The sequence below is a fragment of the Novosphingobium sp. 550D genome (assembly GCF_057401885.1).
On record NZ_CM171613.1, the window covers coordinates 1,137,117 to 1,150,823 of the forward strand.

Consider the following 13,707-nt stretch of genomic DNA (forward strand, 5'->3'; position numbering starts at 1 on the left):
GGCAGGGGCGCTCACAGGCCCGTCATGGCTTCGGCGGCCGGTGTGTAACGCGCGCCCTGCACTTCGATCCGGGTCAGCCATTGCGCGATCTGTTCAAGGTCGCCCGGCGTCAGCACTACATTGGCCGCGCCCAGATTCTCCTCCATCCGGTGCAGTTTGGTCGTGCCGGGGATGGGGACGATATAGGATCGTTGGGCCAGCAGCCATGCCAGAGCAATCTGGGCCGGGGTGGCGTCATGTTGCGCGGCAATCGCCTTTAACCCATCGACTAGCGCCAGATTGGCCGCCAGAGCATCGGCCTGAAAACGGGGCAGGGTGGCGCGGAAATCGCCCTGCGACACGTCGGCGGTGCTGGCAATCGCGCCGGTCAGAAAGCCTTTGCCCAGCGGCGAATAGGGGACAAGGCCGATGCCCAGTTCATCGCAGGCGTCGAGAATGCCATTGGTTTCAACCTGCCGCGTCCAGAGCGAATATTCGTTCTGCAACATCGCAACCGGTTGAACCGCATGGGCGCGGCGCAAGGTGGCCGCAGAAGGTTCGCTCATGCCGAAATGCTTGACCTTGCCCTGCGCAATCAGGTCGCGCACGGTTCCCGCGACATCCTCAATCGGCACATTGGGATCGACGCGGTGCTGGTAAAACACGTCCAGCGCATCGACGCGCAGGCGCTTGAGCGAGGCCTCGGCCACGGCGCGGATGCGTTCGGGGCGGCTGCACGCGCCGCGCATGGCGCGGGTTTCCGGGTCAATGTCGAAACCGAATTTCGTGGCGATCACCACCTGTCCCTTAAAGGGTTCGAGCGCCTCGCCCACGGTTTCCTCGTTGGACCACGGGCCATAGACTTCGGCAGTGTCGAAAAATGTCACGCCGCGTTCAACCGCAGCGCGGATCAGGCTGATCCCTTCGGCGCGCGAGACGGTGTGGGCATAGCCAAAATCCAGCCCCATGCAGCCATAGCCGATGGCGGAAACCTTGGGGCCGTTCTGGCCAAGCTGACGGGTATTCATAAGCCGGTCACTCCTGCTGGGGGTATGACGGGCTTTTACCCCATCGGGCTTATGAGGATTAGCGGGGGATGGCGGCATGCGGTTATGAACCTTGCTCATGAAAGGTGAGGGAACCTTTCCCGCATGCCGCCTTGGAATGGGGTATCAGAACCCCATGATCTTCTTGTTCAATGCGCGATCCGAACCCGAATCGGCGAAGTCATCGAAAGCATGCTCGGTGACCGGAATGATATGCTTGGCAATGAAGGGGGCGCCTTCGGTCGCGCCCACTTCGGGGTGTTTGAGCGCACATTCCCATTCCAGCACGGCCCAGCCGGCATAGTCATACTGGGCCATCTTGCTGAAGATCTGGCCGAAATCGACCTGACCATCGCCAAGGCTGCGGAAACGGCCCGGACGGTTGACCCAGCTCTGATAGCCGCCATAGACGCCGCTGCGGCCCGACGGGCGGAATTCGGCGTCCTTTACGTGGAAGCACTTGATGCGTTCGTGGTAAATGTCGATGAACTGAACATAATCCAGACATTGCAGCACGAAATGCGACGGGTCGTACAGGATGTTGGCGCGCGGGTGGTTGTCCACGCGTTCAAGGAACATCTCAAACGTCACGCCATCATGCAGGTCTTCGCCCGGATGCAGTTCAAAGCCGATATCGACGCCGTTTTCATCAAACACGTCCAAAATCGGTTTCCACCGGCGGGCCAGTTCGTCGAACGCATCCTCGACAAGCCCTGCAGGACGCTGGGGCCAGGGGTAGACATAGGGCCATGCCAGCGCGCCGGGGAACGAGGCGTGCGTGGTCAGGCCCAGACGCTGCGAAGCCTTGGCGGCAAAATGCAATTGTTCGACCGCCCACGCCTGACGCGCGGCGGGATTGCTGCGCACATGCGGCGCGGCAAAGCCGTCGAATTGCGCGTCATAGGCCGGATGCACCGCAACCAATTGCCCCTGAAGATGGGTCGACAGCTCGGTGATTTCCAGCCCCTTGTCGGCCAGCATCCCCTTGATATCGTCGCAATAGGTCTGGCTTTCCGCCGCCTTGGCCAGATCGAACAGGCGTCCGTCCCATGACGGAATCTGGATGCCCTTGTAACCCAGCCCCGCCATGTAATCGGCGATCGCGGGCAGCGAGTTGAACGGCGCGGCATCGCTCGCGAATTGCGCGAGGAAGATGCCGGGGCCTTTGATGGTCTTCATGTGTCGGTTCCTTAAACCGTGAATGGGGTCCAGCCCGCGCCCGCCTTGGACAGCGCAACGGCCTGTTCGATCAGCGCCATGCCGCGCAGGCCATCGGCGATGCCGGGGACCAGCGAGCCTTCCTCGCCCCGGATCTGGCGTGCGAAATCGCGATAAAGATTGGCGAAGGCTTCGAGATAGCCTTCCGGATGGCCGCCGGGCGTGCGCGTGGCGCGCAGCGCATCAGGGCCGAGGCTGGGATCACCTGCCTGTACCACTTCGCTGTGGCCGTCATCGTGAAAGATCCAGAGCATGTTGGGATCTTCCTGACGCCAGCGCAGGCCCGCCTTTTCGCCATAGATGCGCAGGCAAAGGCCGTTGCGTTCGCCCACCGAAATCTGGCTGGCCAGCAAGGCGCCGCGTGCGCCATTGGCGAAACGCAGCAGGATCTGGCAATCGTCATCGACGCGGCGGCCCGGAACCACCGTGCCCAGATCGGCAAGGATCTCGGTCACCTGCAAACCCGTCACGAATTCGGCCAGATGGAAGGCATGGACGCCAATGTCGGCCACGCAGCCGCCAACGCCGGACCGCGCCGGATCGCCACGCCATTCGGCCTGCTTGCCGGTGTCGGGTTTGGCCAGCCAGCCCTGCGGATATTCGACCACCACCTTGCGGATCGGGCCAAGCACGCCGGCGGCAATGCGCGCGCGGGCTTCACGCACCAGCGGATAGCCAGAATAGGTATAGGTCAGGGCAAAGGGCTTGCCCGCCTTTTCAACGATCTCGGCCATTTCATGCGCCTGCGCCAGAGTGGTTGTCGCGGGCTTGTCGCAGATCACGGCAAAGCCAGCCTCCAGCGCGGCCTTGGCCGCGGGCAGGTGCATGTGGTTGGGCGTGGTGATCGCCACAAAATCAATCGGGTCCGAACGCTTGGCTTCCTCGGCCAGCATGGTGGCGATGTCGGCATAGGCGCGGGCCGGGTCGATCCGGTACGCTTCCCCCGCCGCCCGCGACTTTTCCGCGCTGGAACTGAAGGCCCCCGCCACCAGTTCAATCTCGCGGTCCATTTCCGCCGCAATACGATGCACCGGCCCGATAAACGCCCCCGGACCACCGCCAATCATTCCCATCCGCAAGCGGCGCATTTCACTCTCCCTTGGAGACAGGGGCTATGCCCTGTCATAAATCAGAATTGAGGTTCTGATTTATCCATGACCTTATAAAACTGTCAAGCGCAGCCATCGCCGGGCCAGCCATCAGGCCCGGCGATGGCCCAACCCATTACGCCACGAATTTGGCCAGATAATCGTGGCTGATCTTCATCGATTCAAAGCGGTCGCGCGTGAAGGGCGCTTCCTGTTCGACATAGAAATGTTCAACGCCCGAATCGACGCAGGCCGGCAGGATCTTGTGCCAGTTGAGCATGCCAAGGCCCACTTCGGCCGGATCCTGCGCCAAGGCATAATTGGTCTTGGTCGAGGACTTGATGTCTTTGAGGTGGACCATCTTGATCCGGCCCTTCAACCGGCGGATTTCAGCCGCCGGGTCCAGACCGCCGGCCGCCGCCCAACCCAGATCGAGTTCAAGGAACACCAGCTTGGGGTCCAGTTCGCCCAACAGGACGTTCCAGCCCGTGGTGCCGCCCTGCGGACGGAATTCCATGTTGTGGTTGTGATAGCCCAACTCGATGCCATAGGGCTTGAGCGCGGCGGCGCGTTCATTGAGCACACCGGCCAGACGCTTCCACATGTCCAGACCGCCTGCATCGACCGCCTTGACCAGGGCTTCGCGGACATTGCCGTTGGTGGGCATCACGAAATCATCGGGCAGCAGCGGCATGGGCAGCACTGCCTTGTGAATGCCCAGCGTACCCAGAGCGTCCGCGATTTGCTGCGGGCTGCTCATCAGCGTCAGCGAGCCGGGGGGAAGACGCTGGGGCATGCCCATGTGGATGCAGCCAAAGCGCACACCCGCCGCATCGGCGTCGGCGCGCAGATCCTTGGGGTTGCGGCCATAGAGGCCGGGGAGTTCGAAATCGGTGTAGCCAATGGCCGCCAGACGCTTGAGCGTGCCCGCCATGTCCTTTTGCGCGGCTTCACCCAGAGCATAGAGCTGAACGCCAAGCGGCTTGTTGATACGCTTGAAGAGCGGCGTGCGCGGTGCGCCAAAGGCGGGTACGGCAGCGGCAAGGCCGCTCGCGCCCATGGCGGCCAACAGGCCACGGCGATTGATATTGATGGTCATCAGGCGTCCTCCGAAGCTCCGACCGGTGCGGCCGTGGGCGGGTGAAAAGCAAAGGCCAGTACAAGCGCGCCAAGCGTGGCAAGACCGGCAGGAACAAGGAACAGCGTGCGGTAATCCACCACGCCATCGGCCCCCGTCAGCTTGGCGACAAGGTTGGGGAAGAAATAGCTGGCCACCATATTGCCGATGCCAAGGATCAGCAGGTTGAACAGGCCCTGTGCGCTGGAACGCACGTCCTTGGGAAAGGCTTCGTCCACGAAGATGTAAACCGTGGCGAAGAAGAAGGCGTAGCAGATGCCGTGCAGCAATTGCACCGCAACAATGGCCGGAATGCTGTCCGACAGGAAAGAGAAGGCGAGGAAACGCGCCGCATGGCCCAAAATGCCCACGATCATCGTCTTGCGCCAGCCCAGCTTGCCCAGCACCGTGCCCAGCACCAGCATGGTCAGTACTTCGGCGATCTGGCCAAGTGAGAGGACGACCATCGACAGGTTGCCCGCAATCCCGACGCGATTGGTCAGGAACGAGTCCGCCATCACGAAATAGCCATTGTGCACGACCGAATCGATGAAGGTGACGAAGAACAGCACCGCCACAAACGGCTTTTTCAGCAGGCCGATGGCGCGGCGCCATGCCAGAGCATCGACATCATCCCCGCCCTTTTTCGGCGGCGTGTGGGGCAGGGTGAGCGAATAGGCCGCCAGCACCAGCGAGATCACGCCCGAAACGATGAAGATCGAGCGCACTTCTTCCGGCCCCGAATGCGCGCCCAGAATGAACACGAAGGGCCATGACGCCATCACCCAGCCTACGGTGCCGCCCGCGCGGACCGTGCCGAAATCCTTGCCTTCCTTCAGGTTGGCAAAGGCGATCGTGTTGGTCACCGACAGGGTGGGGACGTAAAGCAGGCTGTAGGCCAGATAAAAGGCGAAGAAGGGCAGGAACTGGGTCGAGAATGCTGCGCCCATCATGCACAGGCCGCCGATCAGGTGGCTGGCCGCCAAAAAGCGTTCAGCCGAGAAGTTGCGGTCGGCAAACTGATTCGAAAAGAAGATGCCCACGACCGAGGCAATGCCCCAGCACGAGCCGACAAGTGCCTGTTGTCCTGCGGAAAAACCGAGCATGCCCATGTAAGGGAACAATTTCGGCGCCCAAGCCCCCCAGATGGCCAATTGCAAGGCCATCATGATGAAAAGGCTTATTTTTCGGGTCTGCGATGAAGTGGTTGTTGACAAGGCCTCGTCCTCTGTCCCATATTTTTGTAAACGTTGCCAGAACGAAGCGGCATCGGTCAAGAATCAAATTTCGGGAAGAGGAGAAGATGAGGATGATCGAACTCGATCGCCGCCACATGCTTGAAGGTCTTGCTGCGCTCATCGGACTGAGCGCGCTGTCCGGCGAAGCTCTTGCTGCTGCAGCAAAAAAGCCTCCTCTTCTGGATGCTCCCACCACGGCTCTGCTGGTCGCGGTTTGCGACACGCTGATCCCGCGCACCGACACGCCCGGCGCGGTTCAGGTCAAGGTGCCCGCCACGATTGACGCCTTGCTGCGCGACTGGGCCAACCCTGCGCATCGCGCCGCGCATCTTGCTGCGCTCAAAGCCATCGACACCGCCGCCCGCGCCAAGACGGGCAAGCCTTTCGCATTGCTGACGCCTGCTGCGCGCAAGACGTTCCTGTCGGCTTATGATGCGGAAAATTTTGCCGGCAACCCCGACTATTACAAGCTTAAGGACCTGCTGGTCACCGCCTATTACATGAGCGAACCGGGCGCGACGCAGGAATTGCGCTATGAACATATCCCCGGCGCGTGGGAGCCTTCGATCCCGCTGACCAAGGATACGCGCGCATGGGCCGGGCATAACGTCGGCTGATAAGAGATTCTGGGAGAGTAAGATGTTCGACGCCATTGTAATCGGCTCTGGTATGAGCGGCGGGATTGCCGCCAAGGAATTGTGCGAACGGGGCCTCAAAACGCTGGTTTTGGAGCGTGGCCGCAAGATTGAACACGGCGCGTCCTACAATGACTGGATGCAGCCGTGGGATCTGCCCAATGGCGGCGGTGTGCCCGAGGAAGTTCTGGCCAAGGATTATCCGATCCAGCGTCAGTGCTATGCCGTCAACACCGCGACCCAGCAATATTGGGTCAAGGACAGCCAGCACCCCTATGAAACCCCCGAAAACAAGCCCTTCAGCTGGATTCGCGGCTATCATCTGGGTGGCCGCTCGATCATGTGGGGGCGTCAGACCTATCGCTATTCGGAAATGGACCTGAGCCAGAATGCCCGCGACGGGCATGGCGTCGACTGGCCGATCCGTTATGCCGACCTTGCGCCGTGGTATGACAAGGTGGAAACCTTCATCGGCGTTTCGGGCGAAAACGAAGGCCTGCCTCAACTGCCCGACGGCAAGTTCCTGCCCGTCACGCCGATGACGGATGGTGAAAAGCTGTTCAAGGCGGCGGTTGAGAAGAATTTCGCGGGCCGCAAGGTCATCATGGGCCGCTGCGCCCACCTGACCCAGCCCCAGCCGCATCACATCGAACTGGGCCGTAACCCTTGCCAGTATCGCTCGCTGTGCGAACGCGGCTGCTCGTTTGGCGCCTATCATTCCAGCCTGTCCTCGTCGTTGCCCGCGGCCCAGCGGACCGGCAATATGACGCTGGTGACCGACGCCATCGTGCATTCGATCATCACCGACCCCAAGACCGGCAAGGCCACGGGCGTCCGCGTGATCGATCAGAACACCAAAAAGGCGACGACCTACGAAGCCAAGGTCATCTTCCTGTGCGCCTCGACCATCGGCAGCGCGCAGATCCTGCTTCAATCGGGCAATGAAGCCAACCCGCGCGGTCTGGCCAACAGTTCGGATCAGGTCGGCCGCAATCTGATGGACCACGTTTATGGTCCGGGCGTGATGGCCTTGATGTCCGGCCCGGAAACCTTCCACCGTGGCCGTCGTCCCAACGGCATCTACATCCCGCGCTATCGCAATCTGGACGGCCAGAGTGAGCCTTACCTGCGCGGTTATGGTTTCCAGGGCCGCGTGATGCGTCAGGGATGGCACGGCGTCGCCATGGGCGCACCGGGCGTAGGCGTGGAACTGAAGAACCGCATCCGTCATCCCGGCGAATGGATGGTGGGCCTGTCGGGCTTTGGCGAAATGTTGCCCAACCCGGAAAACCGCGTCACGCTGCATGCGACCAAGAAGGATGAATGGGGCCTGCCGCTGCTCAACATCCATTGCGAACATGGCGCTAATGACAAGGAACTGGGCCGCGTCATGCTGGAAGATGCCAAGGCGATGGTCACGGCCGCGGGCGGTCGCATCATCCGCGAAAGCAGCAAGCTGCACCCTCCGGGCCTTGGCATTCACGAAATGGGCACCGCGCGCATGGGTCATGATCCCAAGACCAGCGTGCTGAACAAGTATAACCAGACCCATGACGTGCCCAACCTGTTCATCACGGACGGCGCGGCCATGACCTCCAGCGGTTGCCAGAACCCCTCGCTGACCTATATGGCCATGTCGGCGCGGGCGGCCTATCATGCTTCGGAATTCCTGAAAGCGGGCACGATCTGACGGGGGAGTTAAAGCAAAGCGTGGTCACCATTCGCGATATTGCCAAGCGTGCAGGCGTCTCGGTGGCCACGGTTTCGCGCACGTTGCGAGAGCCGGAAACAGTGCGTCCGGCCAAGCGCGATGCGGTCAATCAGGCCATCGAGGAAATGAAATACGTGCCCAACGCAATTGCCCAGCAATTGCGTCGGCCACGGCACGAGGCGATCATTGTGATCGTGCCCGCAATCGCCAACCCGTTCTTTTCCGAAATCGTGCAAAGCATCGAGAATGTTGCGCATGAGCTGGGATACCGGGTCTTGATCGGCGAGACACAGGGCAAGCAGGAGCGTCTTGATTATTATGCCGAAATGGTCACGTCGCGGGTGGCGGACGGGCTGATTTTGCTCGGCTCGCTGCTGCCTTCGGTGGTGCGCGCCACGGTCAAGGCGGGCAAGCCTTTGCCGATGCCGCTGGTGCTGGCGTGTGAAAGCTATGCTGGGTTGAATTGTCCGCATGTGGTGATCGACAATGTCGCGGCGGCCCATCTGGCGGTGCAGCATTTGATCGAAGTGGGGCGCAGGAAGATTGCCACCATCACCGGGCCGATGATCAATACGCTCAGCGCGGATCGACTGCGCGGTTATCATGCCGCGATGGTTGAGGCCGGGTTCAGTCCGGAGCCGGGCTGGATTGTGGATGGCGATTTTTCCATCGAATCGGGTCATGCGGCCATGCTGCGTCTGTTGGCATTGGAATCACGGCCCGATGCGGTGTTTTGTGCCAATGACGAAATGGCCATTGGTGCGCAACAGGCGATTCACGAAGCGGGCCTGAACGTGCCGCAAGATATTGCCATCGTTGGTTTTGACGACCTGCGCTTTGGCGCTTTTGCCTCGCCGCCCTTGACCACTATTCGTCAGCCGACCAGCGGGCTGGGTGAAACGGCGATGCGGATGATCGATTCCATGCTGCACAACAAGCCCCTTACAGAGCAAAGTGTTGTATTGCCGCATCAGTTGATCATTCGTCGCTCATCGGGTGCACAGGACTGACTTGCACCTAATAGATGTTGCCGCTAAACGGTAATGCACAAGAAGCGTGGAGCCACCGAAACTGGCCCGGCATGAATGGAGAGGATTGAAAGGGGTTTGCGGCTTTTTGCCGCATTTATTTCCCGAAACTTTGAAAACGATACCAAGCCTTGCCTGCATTGATTCCGGTCGAGCGGTAAGGGGCAATACCCAGTAAGCTGTTGCCAATCTGATAACGTTTTCATTCGATGGCCGCTGACCCCCGCGCCGCATGATCTGCGGCGGGGCAGCTATGTAAATTGCTTAAACAGGAGAGGGATAGGCAATATGAAGTTTTCACGTATTCTGGGCGCCTCGGTGCTCGCTATGGCCGTTGCCAGCCCCGCCATGGCGCAGGAAACCCGCGTCAGCCCCGATGGCGACATCATCGTGACCGCCACGCGTTTTGAAACGCTCGCGTCCAAGACCCCGATCGCGCTGACCGCGGTTTCGGGCGACGCGCTGCGCACCGCGGGCATCACCAACCCGACCAATCTGGGCGACCAGGTCCCCAGCGTGATGATCAACCGTAACAACGGTCTGCAGATCACCATCCGCGGCGTGACCAGCTCGGACGGCACCGAAAAGGGTGATCCCTCGGCCGCCTTCATGATGGATGGCGTCTATATCGCTCGCCAGCAGGCCCAGGAAACCAGCTTCTACGACATCAGCCGCGTCGAAGTTCTGCGTGGTCCGCAGGGCACGCTCTATGGCCGCAATACGACGGCCGGTGCGGTCAACCTGATCACCAACCGCCCGACCTTTGACAAGATCAAGGGCAACCTTGACGTTGCCTATGGTAACTACAACAACACCCAGGTCGGCGGCGCGATCAACGTTCCGGTCACCGAAAACCTGGCCGTGCGCGGCGCGTTCAACTTTGACCACCGCGACAGCTTCCTGAAGGCTGGTGCCAACCTGTCGGGTCTGAACCTCTCGCCCTTCAAGGACAATATCTCGGGCCGCCTGCAGGCGCTGTTGAAGTTTGATGGTGGTGAACTGCTGGTTCGCGGTGACTATAACGAAATGCGCGGCATCAGCTCGAACGCTCTGCCCACCAGCAACTTCTATTCGGGCTACACCACCAACACCGTCATGCCGGTCTATACCGCCAACGGCAAGTCGAACGCCCAGCTGCTGACGCTCAACGCGCCGACCGCCGATGGTCTGCCCAAGGTCAGCGCGGCCAACGACCTGCGCCGCAACAATGCCGCCTATGGCCTTGACGTGGACTTCAAGTATGACTTTGGTGCGGTGACCCTGAACTATCTGGGTTCGTATCGCGAATTCAAGCGCCACGAAGGCAATTACAGCTATTATGGCCCGGTGAACGCGGTCAACATTGGCGGCATGGCCCCCAACAAGTTCGACGGCTGGTACTGGCAGAACAGCCAGGAACTGCGCCTGTCGACCAATGGCACGGGTCCGGTGCGCGCTCAGGCGGGTATTTACTACTTTAAGGAACGCGCTGACATTCAGCTGTTCATCTATGACCGCACCAATGCCGCGACCGGCCTGCGCTACACGCCCAACCAGACCGGCTTTGTGTTCGGCTTCCCCCAGCACTATGTGATGTCCTCGTCGGTGGCCGGTTTCGGTCAGATGACCTATTCGCCCACCGAAAAGCTGCACATCACGGCTGGCGCGCGTTACACCAAGGATGAAAAGGCCCGTACCGGCGCCACTGTTCAGTGCGCCTATACCTCGGCTTGCAACACCACGGGCGACATCGTCACCCCCAACATTGCCAAGCGTTCGTATGAAAAGGCCACCTGGAAGGTCGGCGTGGATTACAACCTGAACGCGGCCACCATGCTGTTCGGTACGGTTTCGACCGGTTACAAGGCTGGTGGTTTCAACGACGGTTGCGAAGCCGGCACGGCGGTTGGTTGTACCTTGCCCGCCAGCACGCTGTACTATCAGCCCGAAACGCTGACCGCCTATGAAATCGGTGCAAAGGCTCGTCTGTTCGACAACAAGCTGCGCCTGAACTTCTCGGCCTTCCACTATAACTACAACAACCTGCAGCTGACCCAGGTTGGTCCGTTCTGCGCCGGCGGCACCCAGTGCACCCAGACCACCAACGCCGCTTCGGCCAAGGTGGATGGTATCGAAGCTGAGGCTGTCTATAACATCGTCAAGAACGGCAAGCTCGACGTTCAGCTCTCGCTGCTCGATGCGCGTTACGGCACGTTCTATCCCAATGCCGCAACCTATCCGACGCTGAATCTGGCCAACACCCGTCTGGACCGTTCGCCCACCACCACGCTGACGGTTGGCTATACCCACACGGTGCCGTTGGCCAATGGCGGCGAAATCATCGCCGGTGTGCGTTCGAAGTATTCGAGCAGCTATAATATGCTGGCGCTCTCGATCTACAGCCGCTTCGTTCAGCCGTCCTATACGCAGACCGAAGTCAACGTGACCTATAATTCGCCGAACAAGACCTATTACGTTCAGGCCTATGGCAAGAACCTGGAAAACAACCTGCTCGTCACCGCTGTTGGCGCGGGCGTGAACGGTACGCTCCAGGTTTCGGACCCTCTGATGTACGGCGTTCGCGCCGGCTTCAAGTTCTGATAGTAACCTAACCCTGACCTGTGGCCGGGCTGCCTTTATGGCGGTTCGGCCACCTTTATGTCTGAACGATAAGGAGAGAATGTCTTATGCTGCGCAAAACCCTCATGATGTCATCTCTCCTTGCGCTGGCGGTTCCCATGGCGGCCCTGTCGGCCGCGCCCAAGGGGCCCGTCACCAAACAGCCTGTGGTTGAAAGCCGCAGCAAAGCGATCATCACCGTCAAGGGCCTGCGTTTCCGCGATCTTGATGGCGACGGCAAACTGACCCCTTACGAAGACTGGCGCCTGTCTCCCGAATTGCGCGCGGCCGATTTGCTGCGCCGCATGAGCGTTGAGGAAAAGGCGGGCCAGATGCTGCATGGCACTTTGCCCGGCATCGGCGGGATCGTGGGGCAATCGAACAAGGGCTATGACCTTGAGACCGCCGCGCCCATGCTGCGCGAAAAGCATATTTCCAGTTTCATCACCCGCCTGCCGCTGGCCCCGGCCGCGATGGCGGAACAATCGAACGCGGTGCAGGCGCTGGCCGAGAGCACCCGCCTTGGCATTCCCGTCACCATCAGCGCGGACCCGCGCAACCATTTCCACCACGTTCTGGGCGCGGGTGAAAGCGCGACCGGCGTAACGCAATGGCCCGAACTGCTGGGCCTTGGCGCGCTGGGCGATGTGGCCCGTGTCAAGCGTTTTGGCGAAATCGCCCGCATGGAATATCGCGCCGTCGGCATTCAGGAAGCCTTGAGCCCGCAGGTCGATCTGGCCAGCGAGCCGCGCTGGAGCCGCATCACCGGCACGTTCGGCGCCGATCCGCAATTGTCCAGCGTGCTGGGCGGGGCCTATGTGCAGGGTTTTCAGGGCGCCCCCAACGGTCTGGCCCGTAATGGTGTGATGACCGTGGTCAAGCACTGGGTCGGCTATGGCGCATTGCCGGAAGGGTTTGACAGCCACAATTATTATGGCCGCATCGCCAAGCTGACAACCGCACAGCTCGACATGCATATTGCCGCCTTCAAGGGCGCGCTGGCGGCGGGTTCGGCGGGTATCATGCCGACCTATCCGATCATCACCGGACCCAAGCCTTTGGGCAAGGATCTGGAACCCTATGGTGCGGGGTACAGCAAGGTTTTGCTGACCGATCTGCTGCGCAACAAATTGGGTTACAAGGGCATCATCCTTTCCGACTGGGCGATCACGGTGGATTGCAATGAACGCTGCAGCAACCCGACCGCCGAAAACCCCCAGCGCCCGCAGGACATCTCCACCGCATGGGGCGTCAATGACCTGACCGTCGAGCAGCGCTATGCCTTGGGTATCAAGGCGGGCATTGACCAGTTCGGCGGCACGCAGGATGTGGCCCCGCTGCTCTCCGCGCTGAAGAAGGGGATGATCGCCACCGCCCGCCTCGATGAATCGGTACGCCGCATTCTGGTGGCCAAGTTCAAGCAGGGCCTGTTTGACGATCCCTATGTCGATCCGGCGGCCGCCGCGCGCATGATTGCCAATCCCTCCAACCACGCCCTTGCCGAACAGACCCAGCGCGAGGCGCAGGTGCTGCTGACTAACAAGGGTCTGCTGCCGGTGGCGCCCGCGGGCAAGAAGGTCTGGCTGTTCGGGGTCGAACCCAAGGCGGCGCAGGCGGCTGGCCTGACCGTGGTGTCCGATCCGGCGCAGGCCGATTTCGCCGTGGTCCGCGCCGAAAGCCCGTCCGAAATGCTCCACCCCAACCATTTCTTTGGCGGGCGTCAAAAGGAAGGCCGTCTGGACTTCCGCGACGGCGATGCGGCCTATGACGCGCTGAAATCCGTCAAGGCGGCGGGCAAGCCGGTGGTCTTTGCGATCTTCCTCGACCGTCCCGCGATCCTGAGCAATGTCGTGGACAAGGCCGACGCGATCCTCGCCAATTTCGGCGCCAGCGATGCCGCCGTCCTCGACGTCGTGCTGGGCCGTGCCAAGGCCAAGGGCCATCTGCCTTTCGAACTGCCCTCCAGCATGGCGGCGGTGGAAAAGCAGGACCCGGCCGTGCCCAATGACAGCGAAAAGCCGCTGTTCAAGATGGGCGCCGGTCTTTAAT

General features: G+C 61.0%; 10 protein-coding genes. 5 read left to right on the plus strand and 5 right to left on the minus strand.

Annotation, left to right across the window (positions count from 1 at the left end; translation table 11 throughout):
- Positions 1-11: 11 nt before the first annotated feature.
- The 5 genes from AC2S2E_RS05505 to AC2S2E_RS05525 form a co-directional block, all read right to left on the minus strand.
- A complete protein-coding gene (locus AC2S2E_RS05505; RefSeq protein WP_486524023.1) occupies positions 12-1,007 on the minus strand; it encodes an aldo/keto reductase in 996 nt (331 codons plus the stop codon).
- 144 nt (positions 1,008-1,151) lie between these two features.
- A complete protein-coding gene (locus tag AC2S2E_RS05510; protein ID WP_486524024.1) occupies positions 1,152-2,204 on the minus strand; it encodes a sugar phosphate isomerase/epimerase family protein in 1,053 nt (350 codons plus the stop codon).
- Between the two features lie 11 nt (positions 2,205-2,215).
- Positions 2,216-3,331, minus strand: a complete 1,116-nt coding sequence (locus AC2S2E_RS05515; protein ID WP_486524025.1) for a Gfo/Idh/MocA family protein — start codon at positions 3,329-3,331, stop codon at positions 2,216-2,218.
- 136 nt (positions 3,332-3,467) lie between these two features.
- A complete protein-coding gene (locus AC2S2E_RS05520) occupies positions 3,468-4,430 on the minus strand; it encodes a sugar phosphate isomerase/epimerase family protein (RefSeq protein ID WP_486524026.1) in 963 nt (320 codons plus the stop codon).
- Positions 4,430-5,617 (minus strand): MFS transporter, encoded by a 1,188-nt coding sequence (locus tag AC2S2E_RS05525; protein ID WP_486524027.1) that lies wholly within the window; start codon positions 5,615-5,617, stop codon positions 4,430-4,432. Before AC2S2E_RS05525 ends, AC2S2E_RS05520 begins: the two co-directional genes overlap by 1 nt.
- A gap of 140 nt (positions 5,618-5,757) precedes the next feature.
- On the opposite strand from AC2S2E_RS05525, the gene AC2S2E_RS05530 reads away from it, so the two are divergent.
- The 5 genes from AC2S2E_RS05530 to AC2S2E_RS05550 all read left to right on the plus strand — a co-directional run bounded on the left by AC2S2E_RS05530 (position 5,758) and on the right by AC2S2E_RS05550 (position 13,706).
- Complete coding sequence (locus AC2S2E_RS05530; RefSeq protein WP_476105787.1) at positions 5,758-6,303, plus strand: gluconate 2-dehydrogenase subunit 3 family protein; 546 nt, start codon at positions 5,758-5,760, stop codon at positions 6,301-6,303.
- Between the two features lie 22 nt (positions 6,304-6,325).
- On the plus strand, positions 6,326-8,011 hold the full coding sequence (locus AC2S2E_RS05535; RefSeq protein ID WP_486524028.1) for a GMC family oxidoreductase: 1,686 nt from the start codon (positions 6,326-6,328) through the stop codon (positions 8,009-8,011).
- 20 nt (positions 8,012-8,031) lie between these two features.
- A complete protein-coding gene (locus AC2S2E_RS05540) occupies positions 8,032-9,042 on the plus strand; it encodes a LacI family DNA-binding transcriptional regulator (protein ID WP_476105783.1) in 1,011 nt (336 codons plus the stop codon).
- 306 nt (positions 9,043-9,348) lie between these two features.
- Positions 9,349-11,640: a TonB-dependent receptor gene (locus AC2S2E_RS05545; RefSeq protein WP_486524029.1), complete on the plus strand. Its 2,292-nt coding sequence runs from the start codon at positions 9,349-9,351 to the stop codon at positions 11,638-11,640.
- 86 nt (positions 11,641-11,726) lie between these two features.
- Positions 11,727-13,706, plus strand: a complete 1,980-nt coding sequence (locus AC2S2E_RS05550; protein WP_486524030.1) for a glycoside hydrolase family 3 protein — start codon at positions 11,727-11,729, stop codon at positions 13,704-13,706.
- Position 13,707 lies beyond the last annotated feature (1 nt).

Coding starts and splice junctions, on each gene's coding strand:
- AC2S2E_RS05545 (WP_486524029.1), top strand. CDS start 9,349: ATGAAGTTTTCACGTATTCTGGGCGCCTCGGTGCTCGCTATGGCCGTT.
- AC2S2E_RS05525 (WP_486524027.1), bottom strand. CDS start 5,617: ATGATGGCCTTGCAATTGGCCATCTGGGGGGCTTGGGCGCCGAAATTG.
- AC2S2E_RS05510 (WP_486524024.1), bottom strand. CDS start 2,204: ATGAAGACCATCAAAGGCCCCGGCATCTTCCTCGCGCAATTCGCGAGC.
- AC2S2E_RS05515 (WP_486524025.1), bottom strand. CDS start 3,331: ATGCGCCGCTTGCGGATGGGAATGATTGGCGGTGGTCCGGGGGCGTTT.
- AC2S2E_RS05505 (WP_486524023.1), bottom strand. CDS start 1,007: ATGAATACCCGTCAGCTTGGCCAGAACGGCCCCAAGGTTTCCGCCATC.
- AC2S2E_RS05530 (WP_476105787.1), top strand. CDS start 5,758: ATGATCGAACTCGATCGCCGCCACATGCTTGAAGGTCTTGCTGCGCTC.
- AC2S2E_RS05535 (WP_486524028.1), top strand. CDS start 6,326: ATGTTCGACGCCATTGTAATCGGCTCTGGTATGAGCGGCGGGATTGCC.
- AC2S2E_RS05550 (WP_486524030.1), top strand. CDS start 11,727: ATGCTGCGCAAAACCCTCATGATGTCATCTCTCCTTGCGCTGGCGGTT.
- AC2S2E_RS05520 (WP_486524026.1), bottom strand. CDS start 4,430: ATGACCATCAATATCAATCGCCGTGGCCTGTTGGCCGCCATGGGCGCG.